The sequence below is a fragment of the Methylomarinovum tepidoasis genome, assembly GCF_030294985.1.
In the GTDB taxonomy this organism is placed as follows: domain Bacteria; phylum Pseudomonadota; class Gammaproteobacteria; order Methylococcales; family Methylothermaceae; genus Methylohalobius; species Methylohalobius tepidoasis.
The window spans coordinates 2,254,777-2,279,254 of record NZ_AP024718.1 but is presented as its reverse complement, the minus strand read 5'-3'; the positions used below and the strand labels follow the sequence as shown (position 1 = coordinate 2,279,254).

The window sequence follows — 24,478 nt, the reverse complement described above, 5'->3', positions numbered from 1 at the left end:
TGATACCTGAACCGCCGTCCAGCGGCGAACCCTGATCCTGTAGGAGTACCGTGGAATCTCAAGATCTGCGCAATGCCGGCCTGAAGGTGACCCTGCCGCGCATGAAAATCCTCGAAATCCTCGAACGCCAGCAGGGTGCTCGTCACCTGAGCGCCGAGGATGTTTACCGGATGCTTCTCGACGAGGGGGAGAAGATCGGACTGGCCACCGTCTACCGGGTGTTGACCCAGTTCGAGGCCGCAGGTCTGGTGCGCCGGCATTACTTCGAAGGCGGCAATTCGGTTTTCGAGCTCAACCGCGGTGGGCATCACGATCATCTGGTATGCCTGCGCTGCGGCCGGATCGACGAATTCACCGACGAGGAAATCGAAGCCCGCCAGCGCCGGATCGCCGAGCGGCTGGGCTACGCGCTTGAGGACCATAGCCTGATTCTCTACGGCATCTGCCCCGCCTGTCGAAAGGACGCCTGATGTTCAGACCCCTGGTTCTGTTTCTCGCCCTGCGTTACACCCGGGCGAAGAAACGCACCCATTTCATTTCCTTCATCACCCTGACCTCCATTCTGGGGATCGCCCTCGGAGTGACGGCGTTGATCACGGTACTGTCGGTGATGAACGGCTTTCAGTCGGAGCTGCGCGAGCGCATCCTGGGGATGACGTCTCATGTCACCATCACCGGTTACGACGGGAAACTTCCCGATTGGCGGTCCTTGGCCCCCCGCCTCGAAGGCCGTCCCCACATCGTCGGAAGTGCCCCTTACGTCGAAGCGCAGGTGATGGTGAGCGCCGGGCGGCGGGCTTCCGGCGGCATGCTGCGCGGGATTCTGCCGCAGCGGGAGGGACAGGTGTCGGCGGTGGTGGACAAGCTCGTCGCCGGCCGCCTCGGTGCGCTCGCGCCCGGCCGTTTCGGCATCGTCCTGGGATCGGAGCTGGCCCACTATCTGGGGGTCTGGATCGGCGACAAAGTCACCGTCATCACGCCGCAGATGACCGCCACGCCGGCGGGTATCCTGCCGCGCCTCAAGCGTTTCACCGTGGTCGGCGTCTTCGAGGTGGGCATGTACGAGTACGACCGCAACATGGCCCTGGTGCACCTGGAAGATGCCGCCCGCCTGCTGCGCTTGGGAAGGGCCGTTTCCGGTCTGCGCCTCAAGCTCGACGATCTGTTCCTGGCCCCCCACATCGCCGCCGATCTGAACCAAGATCTGGGACCGGGCTATTTCGTCACCGACTGGACGCGGTTGCACAGCAATTTCTTCCGGGCGGTGCAGATGGAGAAGCGGGTGATGTTCATCATCCTTATGCTGATCGTGGCGGTGGCAGCCTTCAACATCGTCTCCACCCTGGTGATGGTGGTCACCGACAAACGCGCCGACATCGCCATTCTCCGGACCCAGGGGCTGACGCCGGGCGGGGTGATGGCGGTGTTCATGCTGCTGGGGGCGATCATCGGCCTGGTGGGCACCCTGGCGGGGGTCGCCGGCGGGGTCGCGCTGGCGCTGAACGTGGAAACCATCGTCCCGGCCATCGAGCGTCTTTTCGGCATCCACTTTCTGGCGGCCGACGTCTATTACATCAGCGAACTGCCTTCGGAGCTGCACTGGGACGACGTCTGGCAGATCGCGGCGATGGCCTTCGGCCTGACCTTGCTGGCGACCCTGTATCCGTCCTGGCAGGCCGCCAAGGTGAAACCGGCCGAGGAGCTGCGTTATGAGTGAGGTGCTGGCCTGCCGGGGGTTGACCAAGGTCTTTCGGGAGGGGGAGCTGACGGTCGAGGTCCTGCGGGGGATCGATTTCAGCGTCGCCGCCGGTGAGCGGGTCGCGGTGATGGGGGCCTCCGGTTCCGGAAAAAGCACCCTGCTGCATCTGCTCGGAGGTCTGGAGGCGCCCAGCGGCGGCAGGGTCTGCTGGAAAGGGCGGGACATCGGCCGACTCGACGAGGCCGCCTTGAGTCGCCTGCGCAACCGCACCCTGGGGTTCGTCTACCAGTTCCATCACCTGCTGCCGGAATTCACCGTGCTCGAGAACGTGGCGATGCCCCTGCTGATCGGCGGCCTGCCGGTGAAGGAGGCCCGCAGCCGGGCTCGGGAGATGCTGGAGAAGGTCGGTCTCGAAGCCCGTCTGGCCCACAAGCCCGGAGAATTGTCCGGTGGCGAGCGCCAGCGCGCCGCCGTGGCCCGGGCCCTGGTGACCCGGCCTTGCTGCGTGCTCGCCGACGAGCCTACCGGCAACCTGGACCGCCGCACCGCCGAGCGGGTCTATCAGCTGATGCTGGCTCTGAACGCCGAGTTCGGGATCAGCTTCGTCGTCGTCACTCACGATCCCGGCCTTGCCGAGCGCATGGACCGGGTGCTGTATCTGGAGGACGGCCGGCTTCAGGAGACGCCGCGGGACTGACGCTCGCGCCGGCGTTTGCGCCAGCGGCGGATGGTCATGAAGCGCCACAGCCACAGGATGCCGAAATAGCCGATCGCCGCCAGGGCGATTCCCAGAATCAGGCTGCCCAGCAGCAGCGGCCACCAGATGTCGCCCAGCTCGTGCAAGGCGCCGCTCAGGGTGAAGACGTCGGGATTGATTTCGTTTTTCACCCCCAGCACCCAGGAACCGAGCTTGTAGGCGGCATAGAACATCGGCGGCATCGTCACCGGGTTGGTGATCCATACCAGCACCACCGACAGCGGCAGGTTGGCACCCACCAACAGCGACAGCACCGCGGCGACGATCATTTGTCCCGGGATCGGCAGGTACATGCAGAAAAAACCGACGGCGAAGGCCAGTGCGGCGGATTTGCGGTTGAGGTGCCAGAGGTTGGGGTTGTGCAGGTGTTCTCCAAGGAATTGCAGGTGCTTGTGTTCCTTGATGACGTGGTGTTCGGGCATGAAGCGCTGTATCAGTTTCTTGGGCATGGACAGGCTCTGGATCCGGATTGTAGCGTTGCATCCATTCTAGCAATTTTCGCCTAAGCTTGAACGGGTGTGCGATCAAGCCGGACTGGTCTTTCTGCTGGGGATCCTGGCGGCGCTCGTTTTCGGGCCGGGACCGGGACTTGCCGTTGTGGTGGCGGTGGCGCTGTTGCGGGGCGGGGTCCGGGGCCGTTGGTTCGTGGGCGGTTGCCTTTGGTATTGTCTGGCCTTGTGGTGGTGGGCGCCGCTGCCCCAGGTTTTGGAAGGACGCGATTTCGTGGTGCAGGGCAGGGTGGTGGATTTTCCCCGCCGCCTGCCCCACGGGCGGCGCTTCGATTTCAAGGTGAAAAGCCCAGAGGACCTGCCCGACCGCCTGCGGCTGAGCTGGTACGGCGGCCCGCCGCTCCATCCCGGCCAGCGCTGGCAGCTGAAGGTGCGGCTGAAGCCGCCACGGGGGTTCGCCAATCCCGGCGGCTTCGATTACGGCCGTTGGCTATTCGCGCGGGGTATCGGCGCTACCGGCTACGTGCGCAAATCGCGGCAGAACCGGCTGTTGGCGCCAGCCGCTGGCATCGACGCCCTGCGGATGCGGTTGGCGCAGGCGATCGATCGGTCGGTCGGTGGCGTCCCCCAGGGCGGCATCGTCGCCGCCCTGGCGCTGGGGCGGCGGGACGGCATCGGCGAAGAAGAATGGCGGGCGCTGCGGGCCACCGGTACCACCCATCTAGTGGCGATCTCCGGCCTGCACGTGGGCCTGGTCGCCGGCCTGTTGCTAGGACTGGGGCGGCGTCTGTGGTTGTGGTGGGGATCGGCGCGGATTGACGCCGATGCCGTGGGCGCTTGGCTGGCCTGGAGCGGTGCCCTCGGTTATGCCGCCCTGGCCGGTTTCAGCCTTCCCACCCGGCGGGCGCTGCTGATGCTGGCGGTGGCGCTGCTGGCCTGGCGCTGGCGCCGGGCGGTGTCGCCCTGGCGGGGGCTGGACCTGGCGCTGCTGGGGGTCTGTCTCCTCGATCCCCGGGCGCCGTTGCAGGGCGGTTTCTGGCTGTCCTTCGGCGCCGTGGCCTGGATTCTCTACGTGCTGCAGGGGCGGTGCCGGCCGCTGCCGCGCTGGCAGGCCGCACTCAAGGTGCAGCTCGCTTTGCTGCCGGGACTGGCCCCCGTCGGTCTGTGGCTGTTCGGCCAGGTCGGCGGGTTGGCTCCGCTGGCCAATCTCATCGCCGTGCCCCTGGTGGGGCTGGTCGTGGTGCCGCTGGTGCTGGCCGGTTGCGCCCTCCATTTCCTGATGCCGGGCCCGGCGGCAGCGGTGTGGCAGGGTGCGGCCCGTTTGCTGGCGGTGCTGTTCGAGGGGCTGGATCAGGTGGCCGAGATCGGCGCCGGGGTCTGGCACGGTCCTGGGCCCGGTCTGGCTGCGGTGGCGGCGGCGCTGTTGGGGACGCTCTGGTTGCTGGCACCGAGGGGGATACCGGGGCGCTGGCTGGGTGCGCTGCTGTGGCTGCCTCTGCTGTGGCCGCCGCTGCCGCGGCCGCCTGCCGGTGAGGTCTGGGTCACGGTGTTGGAGGTGGGGCAGGGCTTGGCGGTGGTGGCGGAGACTGCCTCCCACGTGCTGGTGTACGATACCGGTCCGCGTTTCAGTCCCCGTTTCGACGCCGGCCGTGACATCGTCGCCGCCTATCTGTGCCACCGCGGCTGGAACCGTCTCGACCGCATCGTCGTCAGCCACGCCGACCGCGATCACAGCGGCGGCCTGGCCGGCCTGCGCGGAGGCTTTCCGGCGCCGGTATGGAGCAGCGCGGCAGCGCTGGCGGACGTGCCCTGCCGTCAGGGACAGGCGTGGCGGTGGGACGGGGTGGATTTCGAGATGTTGTGGCCGACCGCCGCCGCCCTGGGGGAGAACGACCGTTCCTGCGTGCTGCGGATCGCCACTGGCGCAGGGGAGGTGTTGCTGCCGGGGGATCTGGAACGGGCCGGAGAGGCGGCGCTGTCGGCACAGGCAGGCGGAGCGCTGCAAGCGCGGGTGCTGGTCGCCCCCCATCACGGCAGCCGAACCTCTTCCAGTCCGGGCTTCCTCCGCGCCGTCTCCCCGGACTATGTCCTCGTCTCCAGCGGCCACCGCAACCGTTTCGGCTTCCCCCATCCCGAAGTGGTGGCCCGTTACCGCGCGCTTGGAGCCAAAGTGCTCAACACCGCCGAAAGCGGCGCGATCCAGGTGCGGGTGGGACGGGCGTTTCGGGTCCGCACCTGGCGAGGCGGCGGTCTAAGCGACGATGCCGGCCTCCTTGATGGCCTTGAGCGCCTGATTCAGGTCGAGCCGGTCGGTATCCAGCGTTAGGGCCCCTTCCGGGACGGTCTGCGGCTGCGGCCACAGCACGATGAGACCGGCGTGGGTCAGGGCCGTGGCGATGGTGGTGGAGATCTCCGGCAGCTGTTCGGCATCGAGGACGGTGGCGGCGTGGCCGGTGTCGAACAGGCGCCGCTCCAGCTGATAGGCCAGTTCCCGGGCGTGGCCGCCGGTGAGGGCGACGACGGCGGGCTGCTGGCCGAAGCGGATTGCGCGCTCTTCCGGGGTGACCGGCCGCTGTAGGGTTTCGTCCTCGGACAGACCGGTGATCATGCCGGCGCCGACGGTGACGTTGGTGAGGCGGTCAATGAGGATGAAGGCGCCGGTGCCCTTGCAGCGTTCGTACGGGTCGAACGCAAGGGGAGCGTTGAAGGCCAGCTCGCACAGGCCGATCTCGTTCATCGCCAGCTGCTCGGCCGGGGTTTCCTCCAGCGTGTTGACGTCGGTGCGGTGGAGAATGCGCGACACCGAGCCGGTGACGGTGCGGGTCGTCTGCTTGATGACATACTGCCGGCCGGGCACCAGGGGTTTTTCCGTCATCCACACGATGTGGGCACGGCAGCGGTCGGCCACGTGGGGCAGGTTGTCCGAATGGACGATCATGTCGCCGCGGCTGACGTCGATTTCGTCTTCCAGAGTGAGGGTGACGGCCATCGGCGGGAAGGCTTCGGTCAGATTGCCGTCGTAGGTGACGATCTCTTTGACTCGGCTGGTCTGCCCCGAGGGTAGCACGGTGATCGCGTCGCCGGGGCGGACGATGCCCCCGGCGAGGGTGCCGCTGAAACCGCGGAAATCCAGATGGGGGCGGTTGACGTACTGGACCGGAAAGCGAAAGTCCTCGAGGTTGCGGTCCTTGGCGATCTCGACCGTTTCCAGCACTTCCAGCAGGGTGGGACCGGTGTACCAGGGCATGTTGGCGCTGGGGTTGACCACGTTGTCGCCCTTGAGGGCCGAGACCGGGATGAAGCGGACGTCGGAAAGCTCGAGGCGCTCGGCCAGCGTGAGGTAGTCGGTGCGGATACGGTCGAAGACCTGCTGATCCCAGTCCATCAGATCCATCTTGTTGACGGCGACGACGATGTGCTTGATTCCGAGCAGGGAGACGATGAAGCTGTGGCGCCGGGTCTGGGTCAGCACCCCCTTGCGGGCGTCGATGAGGATCACCGCCAGTTCGCAGGTGGAGGCGCCGGTGGCCATGTTGCGGGTGTACTGCTCGTGGCCAGGGGTGTCGGCGATGATGAACTTGCGCTTGTCGGTGGAGAAGTAGCGGTAAGCCACGTCGATGGTGATGCCTTGTTCGCGCTCGGCCTGGAGGCCGTCCACCAGCAGGGCCAGATCCAGTTCCTCGCCGGTGGTGCCCATGCGCTCGCTGTCTCTCTTCAGGCTTTTGAGCTGATCCTCGTAGATCATCTGGGTATCGTGGAGGAGGCGGCCGATGAGGGTGCTTTTGCCGTCGTCCACGCTGCCGCAGGTGAGGAAGCGTAGCAGTTCCTTGTCCTGGTGCTGACGCAGGTAGGCTTCGATGTCGGTTTCGATGAGGGATTCGGTGGCCATGTCAATAATGTCTCGTATCGCTTCTTGCTTCGAATCTTACAGATGCGTCAGGCGGTCGGGTGTTCGGCCGGCGGGCGTACTCGGCCTGGACGGCCGAGTACCGAGCGTCCAGGGATGGATTGACAGCGTCCCGCCGGATGAATACCCGACCGCCTTCGAACACTTCTCAGAAGTAACCTTCCCGTTTCTTGTCTTCCATGGAGCCGGCCTGGTCGTGGTCGATCAGCCGTCCCTGGCGCTCGGAGGTCTTGGCCAGCAGCATTTCCTGGATGATCTCCGGCAGGGTGGCGGCGCTGGATTCGATGGCGCCGGTGAGGGGATAGCAGCCCAAGGTGCGGAAACGCACCCGCTTCATCTGTGGTTTCTCCCCGGGTTCCAGGCGCATGCGCTCGTCGTCCACCATGATCCAGGTGCCCTCACGCTCGACCACCGGCCGTTCCTTGGCGAAATACAGGGGAACGATGGGAATGTTCTCCAGATAGATGTAGAGCCACACGTCCAGCTCGGTCCAGTTGGAGAGGGGGAAGACGCGGATGCTCTCGCCCTTGTTGTGACGGCCGTTGTAGAGGTTCCACAGCTCCGGGCGCTGGTTCTTGGGATCCCAGCGGTGATGGCGGTCGCGGAAGGAATAGACCCGTTCCTTGGCGCGGGACTTTTCCTCATCGCGACGGGCCCCACCGAAGGCGGCGTCGAAGCCGTATTTGTCCAGGGCCTGCTTGAGCCCTTCGGTCTTCCACAGGTCGGTGTGCTTCTTGCTGCCGTGGTCGAAGGGATTGATCCCCAATGCCTCGGCTTCCGGGTTGTGATAGACGATGAGGTCGAACTCCTTGGCTACCTCGTCGCGCAGCTGGTACATCTCCCGGAACTTCCAGGTGGTGTCCACGTGCAGCAGGGGAAACGGCGGCTTGCCGGGGTAGAAGGCCTTTTTGGCCAGATGGAGCATGACCGAGGAATCCTTGCCGATGGAGTAGAGCATCACCGGGTTGTCGAATTCGGCGGCCACTTCCCGGATGATGTGGATGCTTTCGGCTTCCAGTTCCTTGAGATGGGAGAGCTTGTAATCGCGCATGGCTGGACGGTCGTTTTCTAAACTGGTGAATTATACCTGCTTCTGCCTGGTATTTTGCGATAGATTCTGCCAGGGGCTCGGTGTATCTTAGGCGACGTTCAGGTTTTTGGTTCAAGCCTTAAGGAGCGGATGGATGAAAGAAGAAAAACTGCGCAAGTTCGAACAGGTCAGGGATGTGCTGGAGTACGGAAAGTTCCTCCACGAGGAAATGAAGGCGCTGGCCGAGCGCATCGAGGATCAGGAGCAGAGCAAACGGCTCAAGCTGTTGCTCGACTACCTCAAGCGCCACGAGGACGAATTGGCCCGAAGCCTGGCGAAGTTCGAGGAAGAGACCCAGGCGCATATCCTCAATTTGTGGCTGCCCTATCCCCCCACCCCCGAACTCGAAAAGAAACTGCGGAATCTGAAAATCCACCCCCATATGTCGGTGGAGGAGATCGCCAAGCTGGTGTTCGACTTCGAGGACGCCCTCATCGAATTGTACAAACAGGCCCTAAGCGAGATCGACGACGTCCACGTCCAGGAAGTGCTGCAGAACCTGGTGCAGCTGGAGGATGCGGAAAAGCGCCGTTTTGCCATGAATCTGGCGCGTTTGGAGGGCATTTGAAGGGGCGGGGTGGGAAAAGCACTCGTCCTGTTTGCCTTTGGGGGCTGGGAAGGGTCTGCCAGCCCCCTTGATGATATTGTTTATCCGGCTTGAATGCGGTTGTGGATCAGTTCCTCGACCACGCTGGGATCGGCCAAGGTCGAGGTGTCGCCGAGATCGTCGATCTGTCCGGCGGCGATTTTGCGTAGGATGCGCCGCATGATCTTGCCCGAGCGGGTCTTGGGCAGGTCGCGGGCAAATTGGATCACGTCCGGCTTGGCGATGGGGCCGATGTCGCGGGAAACCAGCTCGATCAGCTCCCGCTGCAGTTCCTCGCTCGGCTGCAAGCCCTCCTTGAGAATGACATAGACGTAGATTCCCTGACCTTTGATGTCGTGGGGAAAACCTACCACGGCGGCCTCGGCCACGGCCGGATGCTCCACCAGAGCGCTTTCGATCTCCGCGGTTCCCAAGCGGTGGCCGGAGACGTTGAGGACGTCGTCCACCCGGCCGGTGATCCAGAAATAGCCGTCTTCGTCGCGGCGGGCGCCGTCGCCGGTGAAGTAATAGCCGGGATAGGGCTTGAAGTAGGTCTCCAGAAAGCGCTGATGATTGCCGTAGAGGGTGCGGGCCTGGGCCGGCCAGGCGCGTTTGATCGCCAGCACCCCCTCGCCGGGACCTTCGATTTCCTTGCCCTTGTCGTCGAGGATCACCGCTTCTACACCGAAGAAAGGCCAGGCCGCCGACCCCGGCTTCAGCGGGGTGGCGCCCGGCAGGGGTGTGATCATGTGGCCGCCGGTCTCGGTTTGCCACCAGGTATCGACGATGGGGCAGCGTTCCTCGCCGACCACGTGGTAGTACCATTCCCAGGCTTCCGGATTAATGGGTTCGCCGACGGTGCCGAGAATCCGCAAACTGCGGCGGGAGGTGCGTTTGACGTAGTCTTCTCCTAAGCGCATCAGGGCGCGGATGGCGGTGGGGGCGGTATAGAAGATGTTGACCTGGTGCTTGTCCACCACCTGCCAAAAGCGGTCCGGTTCCGGCCAGGTGGGGACCCCTTCGAACATCAGGGTGACGGCGCCGTTGGCCAGGGGGCCGTAGACTAGGTAGGTGTGCCCGGTGACCCAGCCGACATCGGCGGTGCACCAGTAGATTTCGCCGTCGTGATAGTCGAAGACGTATTTGTGGGTCATGGCGGCATAGACCATGTAGCCACCGGTGGTGTGTAGCACCCCCTTGGGCTTGCCGGTGGAGCCGGAGGTGTAGAGGATGAACAGCGGGTCTTCGGCTTCCATGCTTTCCGGGGGGCAGTCCTCCGACGCTGCGGCTACCGCCTCGTGGTACCAGACGTCGCGGCCCTCGGTCCAGCCGATCTCCCCGCCGCTGCGGCGGACCACGAGGACGGTGCGGATGCCCGGGCATTCGCTGAGCGCCTGGTCGGCGTTGGCCTTGAGGGGGACGTGCTTGGCGCCCCGCAGCCCTTCGTCGGCGGTGATCAGCAGTCGGCAATCGGCATCGAGGATGCGGTCGCGCAAGGCTTCGGCGGAAAAGCCGCCGAACACCACCGAATGGATGGCGCCGATGCGGGCGCAGGCAAGCATGGCGACCGCCGCTTCAGGGATCATGGGCAGGTAGATGCAGACCCTATCGCCTTTGCCGATGCCGTGGTTTTTGAGCACGTTGGCAAGGCGGCACACCTGCGCGTGCAGTTCCCGGTAAGTGAAGCGCCGGCTGACCGCAGGATCGTCGCTCTCCCAAATGAGCGCGGTCTGGTCGCCGCGGGTGTCCAGATGGCGGTCCAGGCAGTTGACGCAGGCGTTGAGTCTGCCGCCCTCGAACCAGCGGATGTGGGCACGCTGAAAATCCCAGTCGCAGACCTGCTCCCAGCGCCGATCCCAGGTAATGAAGCGTTCCGCCTGTTCGCTCCAGAAACCGTCAGGATCCTGCAATGAGCGCGCGTACAGCGTCCGGTAGCGCTCCGCGTCGATGTGGGCGCGGGCGGCGATCTGCGGCGGGACGGGGTAGACCTTCTCGTGGGGCATGAGTTGTTCTCCCGGTTTTTTCAGGGCGTGGCGGGCATTATAGCCAGCTGGCGCCATTTTGGCAGGCGCTGTGGGTGCCAGTGGGAAACGGCCCAAGCGAGCAGCTCCCCGACCGGGGCACCGTCGAGCGCTGCCGGCGGGTCCTGTCCCAGCCAAGTGAGCAACTGGAACAGGACCGCCTCCGGCCGATCCATTGTGACCGGCGGGGCGCCGTTCTGCTTGCTGAGCTTGCGTCCCTGGGCATCCACCAGCACCGGGATGTGGCAGTAGGCAGGGGTGGGCAGGCCGAGCAGGCGTTGCAGGTAAATCTGTCTCGGCGTGGCATCCAGCAGGTCGGCGCCACGCAGCACTTCCGTGACGCCCAGATCCGCGTCGTCCATGACCACCGCCAGCTGATAGGCGTGCAGGCCGTCGCGGCGGCGGACGATGAAGTCGCCGCAGGTTTTCGGCAGGCGCACGCGGAATTCCCCCTGGAGGAAATCGCGGAAAACCACCAGGGTGTCGTCAACCCGGACCCGCAGCGCGTGGGGTTGGTCGGGCGGGAGCGATTGGCGGCGGCAGCGGCCGGGATATACCGGGCCGTCCTGCCTGAGGATCTTTCGGGTACAGACGCAGCGGTAGAGGTATCCCCGGCGCTCCAGCTGCGTCACGGCGGCTTGGTAGCGTTCGCGCCGTCGGCTTTGATAGACCACCGGGCCGTCCCAGTGCAGGCCGAAGCGCTCCAGCGTGCGCAGGATTTCACCATCGGCCCCGGGGCGGCAGCGGGGGGTGTCGAGATCGTCGATACGGACGTGCCATTCCCCACCTCGGGCGTGGGCCTGGAGGAAACCTGCCAGCGCAGTGAGCAGCGAGCCGAGATGAAGCGGCCCGGTGGGGGCGGGGGCGAAACGGCCACGGTAAGCCGCCTGCATGAAGGGTCAGCCGCCGTGTTGTTTTTCCCGCAGTTCGTCCAGGGTCTTGCAGTCGATACACTGGGTGGCGGTGGGCCGGGCCTCGAGGCGGCGCAGGCCGATCTCCACCCCGCAGGTTTCGCAATAGCCGTAATCGCCGGTCTCGATGCGCTCCAGGGCTTCGTCGATCTTCTTGATGAGCTTGCGCTCACGGTCGCGGGTGCGCAGCTCCAGGCTGAATTCCGATTCCTGGGTGGCGCGATCGGTGGGATCGGGGAAGTTGGCGGCGTCGTCCTGCATGTGATGCAAGGTCCTGTCCACTTCTTCCATCAGCTCGGTCTTCCAGTCGATGAGGATCTTGCGGAAGTGCTTGAGCTGTTCCGGGCTCATGTATTCCTCCCCTTCCTTGGGCTGGTAGGGTTCGAAGCTGTAGGGTCTGATCTTGGTTTCCGCCATGGGGTCGGTCCTCGGATTTCGAAAGGCGCCAATTGATAGCAGATGCTTTGCGTTGGTGCAATCTTTTTTGGCTATAATGAGCGTTTATTCGAAAGCGGTAACCCAGGAGAGTTCCCTTGCCGCGACAGGCACGACGCGCCGGGCGGATTTCCCCTTTCCACGTGATGGAGCTGCTGGCCCGGGCCAGGGAACTGGAGGCCCAGGGGCGCGACATCGTCCATCTGGAGATCGGCGAACCGGATTTTCCCACCCCCGCACCCATCGTCGCCGCCGGGCGGGCGGCCCTCGCCGGAGGGAATGTCCGCTATACCACCGCCGCCGGCCTGATGCCGCTGCGGGAGGCGTTGGCGGCCTACTATCATGAGCGCTACGGAGTGGCGGTCTCTCCCGGGCGGATCTTTCTGACCCCAGGCGCTTCGGGTGCCTGTCTGCTGGCGCTGGGACTGGCCCTCGACGTCGGTGACGAGGTGCTCGTCAGCGATCCGGGCTATCCCTGCAACCGTCATTTCGTGCAGATGGTGGGCGGTCGGCCGCGGCCGTTGGCGGTGGAGGAGGACAGCGACTTCCACCTCGATGCGGCGCAGGTGGAAGCCGCCTGGTCTCCCACCACCCGTGGCGTGTGGATCACCTCTCCTAGCAATCCCACCGGCAGCGTCATCCCCGCCGGGCGTCTGGCCGCGTTGTGGGAGATCGTGGAAGCGCGCGGTGGTTTCCTGCTGGCCGACGAGATCTACCACGGCCTGGAATACGGCTGCCGCTGCACCTCTGCCCTGGAAATAAGCGACCGGGTGCTGGTGGTCAACAGTTTCTCCAAATACTTCGGCATGACCGGCTGGCGGTTGGGGTGGTTGATCGTTCCGCCCGGCTGGGAGGCGGCGGCGGAACGTCTGGCCCAGAATCTCTTCATCGCCGCCCCTACCCACTCCCAGCGGGCCGCCCTGGCGGCGTTCACCCCGGAAACCCGGGCGGAACTGGAGCGTCGCCGCCAGATTTTCGCCGCCCGGGGCCGCTATCTTTACCAAGCGCTGACCGGACTCGGTTTGCGGATCGCCTCCTCGCCTCAGGGGGCGTTCTATCTGTACGCCGACTGCAGTGCCTTCACCGACGACAGCGAGACGTTCGCTTCCGCCCTGTTGGAAAAAGCGGGCGTGGCGGTGACGCCGGGGTGCGATTTCGGCCGCCACCGGGCAGGGCGATATCTGCGCTTCGCCTATACGGTCGACGAGTCCCGCCTGGCCGAGGGCGTGCGCCGTCTAGCCGCATTTTTGGAGGATGTATCCAAATGACAGGTTCCTGCAATGAATTTTTTCAGCTAGTATCCCGAATGCGCGGCCTTTTTGCTAAGCTAAAAACGACCCCGAACCGCGGTACCGAGGAGACCGTTGTGGAGACCAAAATTTGCAACTTGAGATCGGTGTTTGCCATTTTGGCGTTGTTTCTTTCACTCAGCGCCTGTACCAGTTACCCGCCACTGAACCCTCGCGCTGAGCCGCCTGCCGATTATACCTACATCATCGGTCCCGGCGATTCCCTGGAGATGTTCGTTTGGGGCAATCCAGAAATCAGTCGTACCGTGGTGGTGCGTCCTGACGGCAAGATTTCCGCGCCCCTGGTGGAGGAACTGCCGGCCACTGGCAAGACCCCGTACCAGCTCGCCCGCGACATTGAGAAGGAGCTGTCCCGCTACATCCGTAATCCGTTGGTGACGGTGATCGTCTCCGGTTTCGTTGGTCCCTACAGCGAGCAGATCCGGGTGGTAGGCGAGGCGGAGGAACCCCAGGCGGTCCCCTATCGTGAACACATGACCTTGCTTGATCTGATGATCGCCGTCGGCGGTCTGACCGATTTCGCCGCCGGTAACAGGGCGGTGGTAGTTCGCAGAATCAACGGTGTGCAGCGCCAATTCCGGGTGCGTATCGACGACTTGTTGAGAGACGGGGACATTTCCGCCAACGTTGACATGCTGCCCGGCGACATCCTCATCATTCCCGAAGCCTTCTTCTGAGGCCAGTCCATGTACGAACTTCTGCAACAGGTTCTGGGTTATCTCAAGGTCGCCAGTCGCTACAAGTGGTGGGGGGTGGCGACTGCTTGGGTGGTCTGTCTGGCCGGCTGGGCTTTCGTGTCGCAGATGCCTGACCAGTATCGGGCCGAGGCCAAGGTCTACGTGGACACCCGCTCAGTGTTGCGCCCTCTGCTGCGCGGGTTGACGATCCAGCCCGACGTCAATGGCCAGGTACGGCTGATGACCCGGCTGCTGTTCACCCGTCCCAATCTGGAGAAGATCGCCCGCATGAGCGATCTGGATCTGGCAGCCAAGGACGAGGAGGCGATGGAGGCACTCATCAAGCGCCTCAAGAGCAGTCTCGCCATCGGTAGCGCCCGCCGCACCAACATCTTCACCCTGAGTGCCGACGATTCCGACCCCCGCGTAGCCAAGCGTCTGGTGCAGTCTATGCTGACGGTGTTCGTGGAGGAGGCGTTGGGGGAAACTCGGCGCGATTCCGATAGCGCCCAGCGCTTCCTGGAGCAGCAGATCCACGAATATGAACAGCGTCTGCGGACGGCGGAGAAAGCCATCGAGGATTTCAAACGCAAGAATTACGGCCTCCTGCCGGGCCAGGGGGGGGATCTCTATTCGGAGCTCAAGGCCGTCCACGAGCAGTTGGAAGAGGCCAAACTGGCCCTGCAGGAGGCGGTCAACCGCCGCAATGAAATCGCCCGCCAGCTCGAAGAAGAGGAACCCATGTTCGCCGAGTTCGGGGCGGAGGAATCCCTGAGCCCGTTGGAGACCCGGATCCAGGAACTACAGGCCCGGCTCGATGACTTGCTGCTGCGCTATACCGACAAACATCCGGAAGTCATCACCCTCAGGCGCCACATCGCCCGGCTCCGCAAGCAGCAGGAGCAGGAAATGGTCGCCGGAGACGAAGGGGATGCAGAAGTGGGGGATTTCCTCGGTGGTGGTGGGGAGGCCAACCCGGTGTTCCAGCAGATGAAGATCGCCCTCAGCGAGGCGGATGCCAACGTGGCTTCCCTGCAGGCGCGGGTCAAGGCTTATGAGAAGAAGATCCAGAACATCAAAGATCAGATGGACGCTCGGCTGCGAGTGGAGACCGAACTGAAGAACCTCAACCGTGATTACAACACCATCAAGCAGAATTATGAGACCCTCTTGAAACGGAGGGAGCAGGCGCGGTTGTCGGAAAGCGTGGAACAGAACACCGACATGGTCAAGTTTCGTGTCGTCGATCCGCCTCAGGTGCCCTCCAAACCTTCAGCTCCCAACCGCATCTTGCTATCGGTGGCGGTATTGTTCGTGGGTTTTATCGCCGGTTTCGGTTTGACCATGCTCCTGGCGCTACTGCGGCCGACCTTCATCACTGTGCAGCAGTTGCGTGAAATCGTCGGTCTGCCGGTGTTGGGTACGGTTTCCATGAACTGGACCCCCGCCATACGCCGCAGGAAATGGCGGGAGTTTCTACAGTTCTGTGCCGCTTGTGTCGGGCTTGTGATCGTGTTTGCGGTGCTGGTGGTTTTGGAGATCAAGGGCGTCAATCTCTATTCCCTCGATATATGAAGCAGGTGAGTGGCGTGAGTATCATCGAAAAGGCCCTGGAAAAACAGGGTGATATCTCCCCGGAACCGGCTACGTTTGAAGCAGTACCAGACGAGTTCGTGCCCGAAGCGGCCAAACCTCCGCCGCCTGTTTCCAAGCCCCAAATCGTGGTCAACCGGGAACGGCTGCAGGAACGGGGCATGCTGTCGCCGGATGCCGCCGAAGGACAATTGGCGGAGGAATACCGGATGATCAAACGTCCCCTGCTGATGAACGCCTTCGGGGAAGGGGCGGAAGTCATCCCCCATGCCAACCTGATTCTGGTCACCAGCAGTCTGCCCGGCGAGGGCAAGACTTTCACCGCGGTCAACCTGGCGCTGAGCATCGCTGCCGAGCGGGACAAGACCGTGCTGCTGATCGATGCCGATGTGGTCAAGCCAGCTGCCTCGCGCTTGTTCGACGCTCACGAGCGACCGGGATTGATCGACGTGCTGGAACGGGAAAGACCGTTGGCGGATGTGTTGCTGCGCACCGATATTCCCAAACTGACGCTGCTGCCGGCCGGCCGGCACCACACTCATGCCACCGAGCTGCTCGCCAGCGAGGAGATGCAGCGCCTGGCGCGGGAAATCTCCCAGCGCTATCCCGACCGGGTGGTGGTCTTCGATTCGCCCCCGTTGCTGGCTACGACCCAGGCCAGCGTGCTCGCCACCCACGTGGGCCAGGTGGTCCTGGTGGTGGAGGCCGAAGCGACGCCCCAGTACATCGTCAAGGAGGCGGCGGACATGCTGAGTACCTGCGAGGTGGTGGGATGCGTACTCAACAAGACCCAGCAGGGCTTCGGGCTGGGTTATTATGCTTATTACGGCTACAAATACTATAACTACGGCGAATGAGCCCGCATGGAACGCATCCGCTGGAAATGGCTGCCGGTGTTGTTGTTGATGGGATTGGAAACCGCCGAGGCCGCCCGCTGGCGTATCTCGCCTTACCTGACCCTGCGCGAAACCTACAGTGATAACATCAATCTGGAGTCTCACGGTGGTGAAAGCGCCTGGTTGACGGAGTTCAATCCGGCCGTTTCCATTTCTAATTGTCAAGCCCCGTGAGATTATGTACACGTTTTTTGAAGAGTTCCGGTCGTTTCTTCTGCCAGTCTTTGAGGGCCTGTACTGGTGAGATGTGTCCCAGGGCCTTCTGGGGGATCTGATGGTTGTAGACACTGGCATACTGCATCAAGGTCCGTTCCAGATCCTGGCTGCTTTGGAAGCGGGTGGTTTTGAGGATCTCGGCGATCCGACCGTTGAAACGTTCGACCATGCCGTTGGTCTGCGGGCGTTTGGGTGGGATGAGGCGGTGCTCGATGCCATGGCGTTGGCAGCCCTGGTCGAAAAGGTGACGGCCGGTCGGTTCGCGCTCCCCGGTGGCGCAGAAGCGGTCGGTGAACTCTTTGCCGTTGTCGGTCAGGACCTTGGTGATTTTGAAGGGAGCCTTGGCGATCAGGCGGTTCAGGAAGCCGGCAGCGACCTTGGCTTCCTTGGTGGGATGGATCTCCAGGTAGACCCAACGACTGGCCCGGTCGATGGCGACGAAGAGGTAACGGCCCCGGCTCTCATCGGGCATCTTGGGCAGGTACTTGATGTCGATGTGGACAAACCCGGGCTCGTAGTCCTTGAAACCCTTCTTTTTGCCCTTGGAGGGGGCATCTTCCCCTTCCCGGGCGGCGATCAGGGCCTTGAGATTGGAGACCCCATGGCGGCGCAGCAGCCGGTCCAGAGCCGAGCGGGACATCTCGGGATAGATGAAGCGATGAACGACCGCCAGCAGGTCATCCAGGGGCAACAGCAGGGTTTCGCGCAGACAGACGACGATCGCTTCCTGCTGCGGGGTCAGGGTGGCATGGATGCGATGGGGCCGGTGCGAGGCGTCCTCGACCGAATCGCGCTGGCGCCACTTGCGGATGGTGTGACGATGAACGCCGTATTTCTTGGCCAGGACCGTGGCCGGCAGATCGGAATTCTGGATCTCCCGGCGGATCTCAGGGGTGGTGCGGGCTTTCTTGTGAAGACGGATGACCATGGCTTCCTCCTTCTCCGTCAAACTTGAACCTTCTTTCCGGCCTGAGCCTCTGCCATCAGCTCGTTCAGAACATCCCAGGCACGGAACAAAGGATAGCTCCTTTTGGGGATATGATCACACGGGACCCAACATCTAATCTACCGGGAACCGGTAATGCTGGTGGAGGAGGCTTCGGTGGAGGAGGCTTCGGTGGAGGAGGCTTCGGTGGAGGAGGCTTCGGTGGAGGAGGCTTCGGTGGAGGAGGCTTCGGTGGAGGAGGCTTCGGTGGAGGAGGCTTCGGTGGAGGAGGCTTCGGTGGAGGAGGCTTCGGTGGAGTAAATATTGGTTCCGCCGGTTTCGGGCAGGGGGGGATCAGCCCCGGCAGTGTCGGCCGGGCCAGTTTCGGACCGAATCAGAAGGGGCGTGTGCACCTCAATCTCAACTATCGGATGCAGAATATCTTTTCCACCCAAAAAGGCCGTGGTTACGATCTCCGTCACCAGCTTCAGGCCAATGCGTTGGCCGAGGTGATCAAGCATTCGGTTTTCGTCGAGGCTCGGGCCAGTACGGGCCAAACCCTGATCGATCCTCATCAGCAGCAATTCAGTGACAATCTGAGCAATACCGGCAACCGCGCGGATTTTTATACTTTTGGCGTCAGTCCCTACTGGCGCCCTCATTGGGGAGGGTATGCCGAAGGCGAATTCCGGCTGGGATACAATTACTTCACTGCTTCCGAAGGGGAGGCTTCGACCACGCATACCTATACCCAATCCGCCATTCTCCAAAGTGGCAGCCGTTTTCGTACCCTGACATGGCAGTTCGGCTTCCGCAACGAGCATGACGAGCGCAGGGGTGCTGCCAACGTGGATTTCCGCAACGCCGTGGGGCGGATCAGCTATCGTTTACGACGCAAGTTCAGCACCTTCGTTCAGGGAGGATGGGTCGATAACGACTTCCAGAGTACGACCGACAACAACAACAACGGCTTCTTCTATACTGTCGGCGCCACCTGGTCACCGAGCCGGATGCTGACGATCGAAGGTGGGTACGGCAACAATTTGTTCGCGACCGTGATCCTGGAGCCGACCCGGCGCACCCGTCTGCAGGGAACATACCGCCACAACGACGTCGGCAGCCTGACCGGGGATGTGTTCCAGGGTTCGTTCTCACATCGGGGCAGGCATACTACTTGGCAGGGACGCTACTTGGAGGAGATCACTACCACCCAGCGGGTTCTGCTCCAGCAGCAGGTCATTCCGGTCGTCGATGCCGCCGGCAATCCCATCGTCGATCCAGCGACGCGCCAGCCCTTGTTGGTTCCGATCGACCTGCCCGCCCTGGTCGACGAGGTTTTTCTGCGCAAGCGTTTCGAACTCAACGTGACCCGAAACTTTGCCCGTCACAGTGTCACCCTGCGTCTGTACCGTTCCCGCCGGATCTATCAGGTTAGCAAAGATGAATCCAAGGTGTTGGGGCTGTCGGGTACCTGGCGCTGGCAGGGAGGGCGGCGGACTACGCTCTACGTTCGTGGTTCCTGGCAGCGTTCGGATACGGGCGATGCTACTATCAATGCCGATGACGACGGTAGTATCTACTGGACCGCCTCGCTGCGCCTGAACCGGCGGATTACCGAAGACCTCAACGCCTACGTTGAATATCGTCATCAGCGTCAGAACGGGGACAGCGATTTCGATTACCGGGAAAATCGGGCCATCGCCGCCATCAACATGAGATTTTGACCATGTACACCCAATTTTTCCGTCTGAACAAAAAGCCTTTTCAACTGACTCCGGACCCAGAATTCTTCTTCAACAGCCCAGTCCACAAACGGGCCTTGGCCTATCTGCGTTACGGCTTGGCTCAGGGGGAGGGGTTCGTGGTCGTCACCGGGATGCCAGGGACGGGTAAGACCCTGCTGGTCAAAGCCCTGTTCGCCTCCTTGCGCCAGGAAAACATCGTCGCTGGGGTGATGGTGACCTCCCAGGTGGGTGCTGAAGACACTCTGCGGATTATCTCCGCCACCTTCGGGCTGGCCTACGACGGTGATGACAAGGCCACCCTGCTGCGCAATCTTGAACGCTTCTTCAAGGAAAAGGCGCGGGAGGGTAAACGGGTTCTGCTGGTGGTGGACGAGGCCCAGAACCTTCCCCTCCAGTCCCTGGAGGAGCTGCGCATGCTGTCGAACTTCGAGGTCAACGGCAGGCCGCTGTTCCAGGCCTTTCTGCTGGGGCAGGACGAATTTCGCCTTACGCTGCAGAGCGAAGCCCTGACCCAGGTGTACCAGCGAGTGATCGCCACCTACCACCTGCGTCCCCTGACCTTGGAGGAAACCCGTGCCTATATCCTCCACCGTCTGAAGCTGGCCGGTTGGCAGCAGGATCCACGCTTCAACGAAGCGGCTTTCAAGGAAATCCACGCCTTCACCAAAGGCATTCCCAGAGTCGTCAACTCCCTCTGTGACCGGCTGTTGCTGTTCGCCTACCTGGAAGAGCGGCACGACATCGATGCCAAAGTGGTGCAGACGGTGGTCGAAGAAATCCGTGAAGAATCCCCCACTGGCGAGAGTTTGCCGCCAACGCACGAGGCCAGCGCGGCGGATACCCCGGCGTTGACTCAGATCGTCAACAGTGCCAGCCAGGGAGGGCTGGTGGCGCATCTGGAACAGCGCATCGCGAAGCTCGAATCCCGGGTGGCGGAATTACAGGGCTTGCTGCAGCGGGAACGGGCCCTGCTGCGCAAAGCGATCCTCCTTCAGCTCGATATGGACGAGGTCTATGCCGTCGATCTTGCCGAACCTGAGCGGAAAACACCGGCAAAGGCCGAAAAGAACCCGGCCGAGGAAGGTACGGTAGAGGGAGAAGCATGACCGCTACCATTCTCTGTGTCGTCGGAGCGCGTCCCAACTTCATGAAGATCGCCCCGATTCACGCTCAACTGCGCCACAGTGGCAAGTTGCATCCGTTCCTGGTCCATACCGGCCAGCATTACGATGCGGCGATGAAGGATGCCTTTTTCACCCAGCTCGGTATTCCCGAACCGGATGTCGATCTGGAAGTGGGATCGGGCAGCCATGCCTGGCAGACCGGCCAGATCATGCAGCGCTTCGAACCGGTGCTCGACGAGGCCGCCCCCGAAGCGGTGCTGGTGGTGGGAGACGTCAATTCCACCATCGCCTGCGGTCTGGTCGCCGCCAAGAAGCAGATTCCCCTGATCCACGTCGAGGCGGGCCTGCGCAGCCGGGACCGCACCATGCCGGAGGAGATCAACCGGGTACTGACCGATCAGATCTCCGACCTGCTGTTCACCACCGAACGCTCGGCCAAGGACAATCTGACCGCCGAAGGCATCGATCCGTCCCGTATCTATTTCGTCGGCAACGTCATGATCGACGCCCTCCGGGCCCAGCTCGAACGGGCGATGCCGGCGGCGCAGACCCTGCAACGCCATGGGCGCGCCTTGCCGCCGCAGTACGGGGTGGTGACCCTGCACCGGCCGGCGAACGTTGACGACCCGGACGTGCTGGTGCGATTGCTGAACGTGCTGGCGGAAATCGGCCGGCGCCTGCCGCTGGTCTTCCCCTGTCATCCGCGGACGTTGCAGAAGATCGAAACCTTCGGACTCCAGGATCGGGTGGAAGGCCCGACCGTCACTCTGCTGCCGCCCCTGGGCTATCTGGAGATGCTGGGGCTGGTGAAGGATGCCCGTCTGGTGCTGACTGATTCCGGCGGCCTGCAGGAGGAAACCACCGCCCTGGGGGTTCCCTGTATCACTCTGCGCGACAACACCGAACGCCCCATCACCGTCACCGAGGGCACCAACACCCTCGCCGGCCGCGACCCGGAGCGCATCCGCCGCTGCACCGACGAGGTGCTCACCGGCGGCGGCAAGCGGGGCCGGGTGCCGGAACTGTGGGACGGGCGCGCCGCCGAACGCATCGTCACGGTTCTGGAGCGGCACTGGGGATGACGCCGACCAACGCCATGAGCGTGGACGTGGAGGACTACTTTCAGGTCTCCGCCTTCGAGCCGCACATCGACCGCCGGGACTGGGACCGCTGGCCCCACCGGGTCCAGGCCAACACCGAACGGGTGCTGGCCCTGTTCGACGAAACCGGAGTCAAGGCGACCTTCTTCACCCTCGGCTGGGTGGCCGAGCGTTACCCGGGGCTGATCCGTGAGATCGTGGCCGCCGGGCACGAACTGGCCTGTCACGGTTACGATCACCGCCGCGCCACCGAGCAGACCTCGGAAGCCTTCCGCGAGGATGTCACCCGCGCCAAGAAACTGCTCGAGGACACCGGTGGGGTTGCGGTGATCGGCTACCGGGCCGCGAGCTACTCCATCGGCCGCGACAACCTCTGGGCCTTGGAAGTCCTGCAGCAGGTCGGATTCCGCTACAGTTCCAGCATCTATCCGGTCAAACACGATCTCTACGGCATGCCCGAGGCGCCACGCTTCGCCTTCCGGCCCGAGGTGGCCCCGCAGCTGCTGGAAATCCCCATCACCACCCGCGATTTTCTCGGCAGACGCTGGCCCTGCGGCGGGGGGGGATTCTTCCGCCTGTATCCGTACGCCTTCAGCCGCTGGCAGCTGCGCCAGGTGAACCGCGAGGGCCAGCCGGCGATCTTCTACTTCCATCCCTGGGAGATCGATCCCGGCCAGCCCAGGCCCAAAGGGCTGGGACTCAAGACCCGCGTGCGCCACTATCTCAACCTGGGACGGATGGAAGCCCGTCTCCGCCGCCTGCTGCGGGATTTCGCCTGGAACACCGTCGCCAATGTCTTTCTGAATCGGACCGCCTATGCGCATTGAACCGTTGACCCCGTCGGAAGCCGGGCGGTGGGACGCCTATGTGGAAAACCACCCCGAAGGGACCTTCTTCCATCTGAGCGGCTGGCAGGCGGTGCTGGAGGATTCCCTGGGCCACCATACCCATTACCGCTATGTCGAAGACGGGGGGAAGATCGCCGGGGTACTGCCGCTGGGCCACATCGCCAGCCGCCTGTTCGCCAACGCCCTGATCTCCACCCCTTTCTGCGTCTACGGCGGCGTCCTGGCCGATGACGATTCGATCGGGGAGCGGCTGGAAACGGAGGCGCTGCAGCAGGCCCAGGCGCTCGGCGTCGACTATCTGGAATGGCGTCTGCGCCGGCCCTCGGGCAAGGTCAGGCCGACCAAAGATCTCTACGTCACCTTCCGCAAGGCGCTCGATTCCGATCCGGAGGCCAATCTCAAGGCGGTGCCGCGCAAGCAGCGGGCGATGATCCGCAAAGGAATCAAGGCGGGGCTGACCTCGGTGATCGATGACGGCATCGACCGTCTGTACGAGGTTTATGCCGAAAGCGTGCGCAACCTGGGCACGCCGGTTTTCCCGAAACGCTATTTCCAGGCCCTGAAGGAGACCTTCGGCGACCGCTGCGAGATCCTGATCGTGGAGCACCAGGGCCGGCCGGTGGCCGGGGTGATGAGCTTCTACTTCCGCGACGAGGTGCTGCCCTATTACGGCGGCGGCACCGCCGATGCGCGCCACCTATACGCCAACGACTTCATGTACTGGGAGGTCATGCGCCGGGCGGTGGGGCGGGGGATCCGGATGTTCGACTACGGCCGCAGCAAGAAGGGCACCGGCTCCTACCGCTTCAAGAAGCACTGGGGTTTCGAGCCCGAGCCGCTGTACTACGAGTTCGATCTGGTGCGCGCCCGGGAAATGCCCGACATCAACCCCCTCAATCCCAAGTATCGGCTGTTCATCCGCGCCTGGCGGAGGCTGCCGCTGCCGCTGAGCAAGCTGATCGGTCCCTGGCTGGCGCGCGATCTGGGCTGATGGCCAAGGTGCTGTTCCTCGTCCACCGGATTCCCTATCCTCCCAACAAGGGGGACAAGATCCGCTCGTTCCACTGGCTCAAGGCCCTGTCGCAACGGCACCGGCTGTGGCTGGGCACCTTCGTGGACGACGCGGCCGACTGGGCCCACGCTGATGCGGTGCGCGACCACTGCGAGGAGGCGCTGCTGCTGCCCCTGTCCCCCCGTATGGCCAGGCTGCGCAGCCTGAAGGGGCTGGCGACGGGCGATCCTTTGACCCTGCCGTACTACGCCAACGCCAGGTTGCGGCGCTGGGCCGGGGAATTGGTGACACGCGGTGCGGTCGATACCGTCTTCGTGTTTTCCTCGGCGATGGCCCAGTTCGCCGATGCCGGCTGGCCGGTCAGAAAGCTCATCGATTTCGTCGACGTGGATTCGGACAAGTGGCGCCAGTACGCCAAGCGCAAGCCGCTTTGGAGCCGCTGGATCTATCGCCGCGAGGCGGAAAAGCTGCTCGCCTACGACCGCCGGGTGGCCCGTGACTTCGACCTTTCCCTGTTCGTCTCCGAGGCCGAGGCGGAACTGTTCCGCCGCCTGGCCCCGGAGGTGGCGGAGAAGATGGATTTCGTCGAGAACGGCGTCGATCTGGCCTACTTCCGGGGCGGTAGGGAGTTTCCCAATCCCTACCGGCCCGGCGAACAGGCGCTGGTGTTCACCGGAGCGATGGACTACTGGCCCAACATCGACGCGGTGCGCTGGTTCGCCGAGCGCGTCTTTCCCCGTATTCTCCAGCATCACGTGGATGCCCGTTTCTACGTCGTCGGCGCCCGTCCGACCGAGGCGGTGCGCCTTCTGGGGCGGCGCGAGGGGGTCGTCGTCACCGGCCAGGTGGATGATATTCGCCCCTATCTGGCCCACGCCCGGCTGGCGGTCGCGCCCCTGCGGGTGGCCCGCGGGATTCAGAACAAGGTGCTCGAGGCCATGGCGATGGCCAAATCCCTGCTCGCATCCCCCCAGGCCCTCGACGGTCTGGCGGTGGAGGAGGGGCTCGACCTGGAAGTGGCCGAAGACCCGGGGACCATGGCCGCACGGGTGGCCGAGTCCCTGGAAAATCCGGACTTTCTGCCCCGCTTTTCCCAGGTCAACCGCCGCTTCGTGGAAAAGCGCTATAGTTGGGACAGGCACATCGAAAAACTGCACACGCTGCTGGAGAGGTGATC

Annotated in this window: 24 protein-coding genes; 17 read left to right on the top strand and 7 right to left on the bottom strand. The window is 63.6% G+C overall.

What is annotated here, in order from left to right:
* The first annotated feature begins 50 nt into the window (after positions 1–50).
* The 3 genes from fur to lolD are packed head-to-tail and all read left to right on the top strand — an operon-like array spanning position 51 to position 2,396.
* Complete coding sequence (gene fur / locus MIN45_RS11470; RefSeq protein ID WP_286292392.1) at positions 51–470, top strand: ferric iron uptake transcriptional regulator; 420 nt, start codon at positions 51–53, stop codon at positions 468–470.
* Positions 470–1,717, top strand: coding sequence for a lipoprotein-releasing ABC transporter permease subunit (locus tag MIN45_RS11465; RefSeq protein WP_286292391.1), 1,248 nt, complete (start codon positions 470–472; stop codon positions 1,715–1,717). The genes fur and MIN45_RS11465 overlap by 1 nt, the downstream gene beginning before the upstream one ends.
* Entirely contained in the window at positions 1,710–2,396 is a 687-nt protein-coding gene (lolD, locus tag MIN45_RS11460; RefSeq protein ID WP_286292389.1) for a lipoprotein-releasing ABC transporter ATP-binding protein LolD, read from the top strand. Before MIN45_RS11465 ends, lolD begins: the two co-directional genes overlap by 8 nt.
* On the opposite strand, the gene MIN45_RS11455 is transcribed toward lolD, so the two are convergent.
* Positions 2,375–2,905: a DUF2062 domain-containing protein gene (locus tag MIN45_RS11455; RefSeq protein ID WP_286292388.1), complete on the bottom strand. Its 531-nt coding sequence runs from the start codon at positions 2,903–2,905 to the stop codon at positions 2,375–2,377. The two genes, lolD and MIN45_RS11455, sit on opposite strands and share 22 nt — an antisense overlap.
* Positions 2,906–2,972: 67 nt before the next feature.
* Here MIN45_RS11455 and MIN45_RS11450 point away from each other — a divergent pair, with 67 nt between their 5' ends.
* Positions 2,973–5,231, top strand: coding sequence for a DNA internalization-related competence protein ComEC/Rec2 (locus MIN45_RS11450; protein ID WP_286292386.1), 2,259 nt, complete (start codon positions 2,973–2,975; stop codon positions 5,229–5,231).
* Here the strand turns inward: MIN45_RS11450 and cysN are convergent.
* Positions 5,157–6,794: a sulfate adenylyltransferase subunit CysN gene (gene cysN / locus MIN45_RS11445; protein ID WP_286292384.1), complete on the bottom strand. Its 1,638-nt coding sequence runs from the start codon at positions 6,792–6,794 to the stop codon at positions 5,157–5,159. The two genes, MIN45_RS11450 and cysN, sit on opposite strands and share 75 nt — an antisense overlap.
* Before the next feature lie 166 nt (positions 6,795–6,960).
* A complete protein-coding gene (gene cysD, locus MIN45_RS11440; protein WP_286292383.1) occupies positions 6,961–7,863 on the bottom strand; it encodes a sulfate adenylyltransferase subunit CysD in 903 nt (300 codons plus the stop codon).
* 133 nt (positions 7,864–7,996) lie between these two features.
* Between cysD and MIN45_RS11435 the strand changes: the two genes are divergently transcribed.
* The gene (locus MIN45_RS11435; RefSeq protein WP_286292381.1) at positions 7,997–8,470 is read left to right on the top strand and encodes a hypothetical protein; all 474 of its coding nucleotides are present in this window, start codon (positions 7,997–7,999) and stop codon (positions 8,468–8,470) included.
* Between the two features lie 80 nt (positions 8,471–8,550).
* Here the strand turns inward: MIN45_RS11435 and acs are convergent, their stop codons facing one another.
* Genes acs through dksA form a run of 3 tightly spaced genes read right to left on the bottom strand, consistent with a single transcriptional unit; the run spans position 8,551 to position 11,837 of the window.
* The gene (gene acs / locus MIN45_RS11430) at positions 8,551–10,491 is read right to left on the bottom strand and encodes an acetate--CoA ligase (RefSeq protein WP_286292380.1); all 1,941 of its coding nucleotides are present in this window, start codon (positions 10,489–10,491) and stop codon (positions 8,551–8,553) included.
* A gap of 20 nt (positions 10,492–10,511) precedes the next feature.
* A complete protein-coding gene (gene gluQRS / locus MIN45_RS11425; RefSeq protein WP_286292379.1) occupies positions 10,512–11,402 on the bottom strand; it encodes a tRNA glutamyl-Q(34) synthetase GluQRS in 891 nt (296 codons plus the stop codon).
* Between the two features lie 6 nt (positions 11,403–11,408).
* On the bottom strand, positions 11,409–11,837 hold the full coding sequence (gene dksA, locus MIN45_RS11420; RefSeq protein WP_286292377.1) for an RNA polymerase-binding protein DksA: 429 nt from the start codon (positions 11,835–11,837) through the stop codon (positions 11,409–11,411).
* Between the two features lie 116 nt (positions 11,838–11,953).
* Between dksA and MIN45_RS11415 the strand changes: the two genes are divergently transcribed.
* The 5 genes from MIN45_RS11415 to MIN45_RS11395 all read left to right on the top strand — a co-directional run bounded on the left by MIN45_RS11415 (position 11,954) and on the right by MIN45_RS11395 (position 16,505).
* Positions 11,954–13,123 (top strand): pyridoxal phosphate-dependent aminotransferase, encoded by a 1,170-nt coding sequence (locus MIN45_RS11415; protein ID WP_286292375.1) that lies wholly within the window; start codon positions 11,954–11,956, stop codon positions 13,121–13,123.
* A 98-nt stretch (positions 13,124–13,221) separates the two neighbouring features.
* Positions 13,222–13,842: an XrtA/PEP-CTERM system exopolysaccharide export protein gene (locus tag MIN45_RS11410; protein WP_286292374.1), complete on the top strand. Its 621-nt coding sequence runs from the start codon at positions 13,222–13,224 to the stop codon at positions 13,840–13,842.
* Between the two features lie 9 nt (positions 13,843–13,851).
* Positions 13,852–15,417, top strand: coding sequence for an XrtA system polysaccharide chain length determinant (locus MIN45_RS11405; RefSeq protein ID WP_286292373.1), 1,566 nt, complete (start codon positions 13,852–13,854; stop codon positions 15,415–15,417).
* Positions 15,418–15,431: 14 nt separating this feature from the next.
* Positions 15,432–16,292, top strand: coding sequence for an XrtA-associated tyrosine autokinase (locus MIN45_RS11400; protein ID WP_286292371.1), 861 nt, complete (start codon positions 15,432–15,434; stop codon positions 16,290–16,292).
* Between the two features lie 6 nt (positions 16,293–16,298).
* Positions 16,299–16,505 (top strand): hypothetical protein, encoded by a 207-nt coding sequence (locus MIN45_RS11395; protein WP_286292370.1) that lies wholly within the window; start codon positions 16,299–16,301, stop codon positions 16,503–16,505.
* On the opposite strand, the gene MIN45_RS11390 is transcribed toward MIN45_RS11395, so the two are convergent.
* Positions 16,486–17,475: an IS481 family transposase gene (locus MIN45_RS11390; RefSeq protein ID WP_286292369.1), complete on the bottom strand. Its 990-nt coding sequence runs from the start codon at positions 17,473–17,475 to the stop codon at positions 16,486–16,488. The two genes, MIN45_RS11395 and MIN45_RS11390, sit on opposite strands and share 20 nt — an antisense overlap.
* 153 nt (positions 17,476–17,628) lie before the next feature.
* Between MIN45_RS11390 and MIN45_RS11385 the strand changes: the two genes are divergently transcribed.
* The 7 genes from MIN45_RS11385 to MIN45_RS11355 all read left to right on the top strand — a co-directional run bounded on the left by MIN45_RS11385 (position 17,629) and on the right by MIN45_RS11355 (position 24,476).
* Complete coding sequence (locus MIN45_RS11385) at positions 17,629–17,793, top strand: hypothetical protein (protein ID WP_286292368.1); 165 nt, start codon at positions 17,629–17,631, stop codon at positions 17,791–17,793.
* Positions 17,794–17,879: 86 nt separating this feature from the next.
* Entirely contained in the window at positions 17,880–19,196 is a 1,317-nt protein-coding gene (locus tag MIN45_RS11380; protein ID WP_286292367.1) for a TIGR03016 family PEP-CTERM system-associated outer membrane protein, read from the top strand.
* A 2-nt stretch (positions 19,197–19,198) separates the two neighbouring features.
* A complete protein-coding gene (locus MIN45_RS11375) occupies positions 19,199–20,323 on the top strand; it encodes an XrtA/PEP-CTERM system-associated ATPase (protein WP_286292366.1) in 1,125 nt (374 codons plus the stop codon).
* The gene (wecB, locus tag MIN45_RS11370) at positions 20,320–21,423 is read left to right on the top strand and encodes a non-hydrolyzing UDP-N-acetylglucosamine 2-epimerase (protein WP_286292365.1); all 1,104 of its coding nucleotides are present in this window, start codon (positions 20,320–20,322) and stop codon (positions 21,421–21,423) included. Before MIN45_RS11375 ends, wecB begins: the two co-directional genes overlap by 4 nt.
* Complete coding sequence (locus MIN45_RS11365) at positions 21,420–22,268, top strand: XrtA system polysaccharide deacetylase (protein ID WP_286292364.1); 849 nt, start codon at positions 21,420–21,422, stop codon at positions 22,266–22,268. Before wecB ends, MIN45_RS11365 begins: the two co-directional genes overlap by 4 nt.
* Positions 22,258–23,280 (top strand): FemAB family XrtA/PEP-CTERM system-associated protein, encoded by a 1,023-nt coding sequence (locus MIN45_RS11360; protein WP_286292363.1) that lies wholly within the window; start codon positions 22,258–22,260, stop codon positions 23,278–23,280. The genes MIN45_RS11365 and MIN45_RS11360 overlap by 11 nt, the downstream gene beginning before the upstream one ends.
* Positions 23,280–24,476 carry a TIGR03087 family PEP-CTERM/XrtA system glycosyltransferase gene (locus tag MIN45_RS11355; RefSeq protein WP_286292362.1) on the top strand — a complete coding sequence of 399 codons (1,197 nt, stop codon included), beginning with the start codon at positions 23,280–23,282 and terminating at the stop codon, positions 24,474–24,476. Before MIN45_RS11360 ends, MIN45_RS11355 begins: the two co-directional genes overlap by 1 nt.
* Positions 24,477–24,478: the final 2 nt, after the last annotated feature.

Excerpts from the sequence above, each read along its gene's own strand:
- MIN45_RS11465 (WP_286292391.1), top strand. The coding sequence starts at position 470 with ATGTTCAGACCCCTGGTTCTGTTTCTCGCCCTGCGTTACACCCGGGCG.
- lolD (WP_286292389.1), top strand. The coding sequence starts at position 1,710 with ATGAGTGAGGTGCTGGCCTGCCGGGGGTTGACCAAGGTCTTTCGGGAG.
- MIN45_RS11455 (WP_286292388.1), bottom strand. The coding sequence starts at position 2,905 with ATGCCCAAGAAACTGATACAGCGCTTCATGCCCGAACACCACGTCATC.
- cysN (WP_286292384.1), bottom strand. The coding sequence starts at position 6,794 with ATGGCCACCGAATCCCTCATCGAAACCGACATCGAAGCCTACCTGCGT.
- cysD (WP_286292383.1), bottom strand. The coding sequence starts at position 7,863 with ATGCGCGATTACAAGCTCTCCCATCTCAAGGAACTGGAAGCCGAAAGC.
- MIN45_RS11435 (WP_286292381.1), top strand. The coding sequence starts at position 7,997 with ATGAAAGAAGAAAAACTGCGCAAGTTCGAACAGGTCAGGGATGTGCTG.
- acs (WP_286292380.1), bottom strand. The coding sequence starts at position 10,491 with ATGCCCCACGAGAAGGTCTACCCCGTCCCGCCGCAGATCGCCGCCCGC.
- gluQRS (WP_286292379.1), bottom strand. The coding sequence starts at position 11,402 with ATGCAGGCGGCTTACCGTGGCCGTTTCGCCCCCGCCCCCACCGGGCCG.
- dksA (WP_286292377.1), bottom strand. The coding sequence starts at position 11,837 with ATGGCGGAAACCAAGATCAGACCCTACAGCTTCGAACCCTACCAGCCC.
- MIN45_RS11405 (WP_286292373.1), top strand. The coding sequence starts at position 13,852 with ATGTACGAACTTCTGCAACAGGTTCTGGGTTATCTCAAGGTCGCCAGT.
- MIN45_RS11395 (WP_286292370.1), top strand. The coding sequence starts at position 16,299 with ATGGAACGCATCCGCTGGAAATGGCTGCCGGTGTTGTTGTTGATGGGA.
- MIN45_RS11390 (WP_286292369.1), bottom strand. The coding sequence starts at position 17,475 with ATGGTCATCCGTCTTCACAAGAAAGCCCGCACCACCCCTGAGATCCGC.
- MIN45_RS11385 (WP_286292368.1), top strand. The coding sequence starts at position 17,629 with ATGCTGGTGGAGGAGGCTTCGGTGGAGGAGGCTTCGGTGGAGGAGGCT.
- MIN45_RS11375 (WP_286292366.1), top strand. The coding sequence starts at position 19,199 with ATGTACACCCAATTTTTCCGTCTGAACAAAAAGCCTTTTCAACTGACT.
- wecB (WP_286292365.1), top strand. The coding sequence starts at position 20,320 with ATGACCGCTACCATTCTCTGTGTCGTCGGAGCGCGTCCCAACTTCATG.
- MIN45_RS11365 (WP_286292364.1), top strand. The coding sequence starts at position 21,420 with ATGACGCCGACCAACGCCATGAGCGTGGACGTGGAGGACTACTTTCAG.
- MIN45_RS11360 (WP_286292363.1), top strand. The coding sequence starts at position 22,258 with ATGCGCATTGAACCGTTGACCCCGTCGGAAGCCGGGCGGTGGGACGCC.
- MIN45_RS11355 (WP_286292362.1), top strand. The coding sequence starts at position 23,280 with ATGGCCAAGGTGCTGTTCCTCGTCCACCGGATTCCCTATCCTCCCAAC.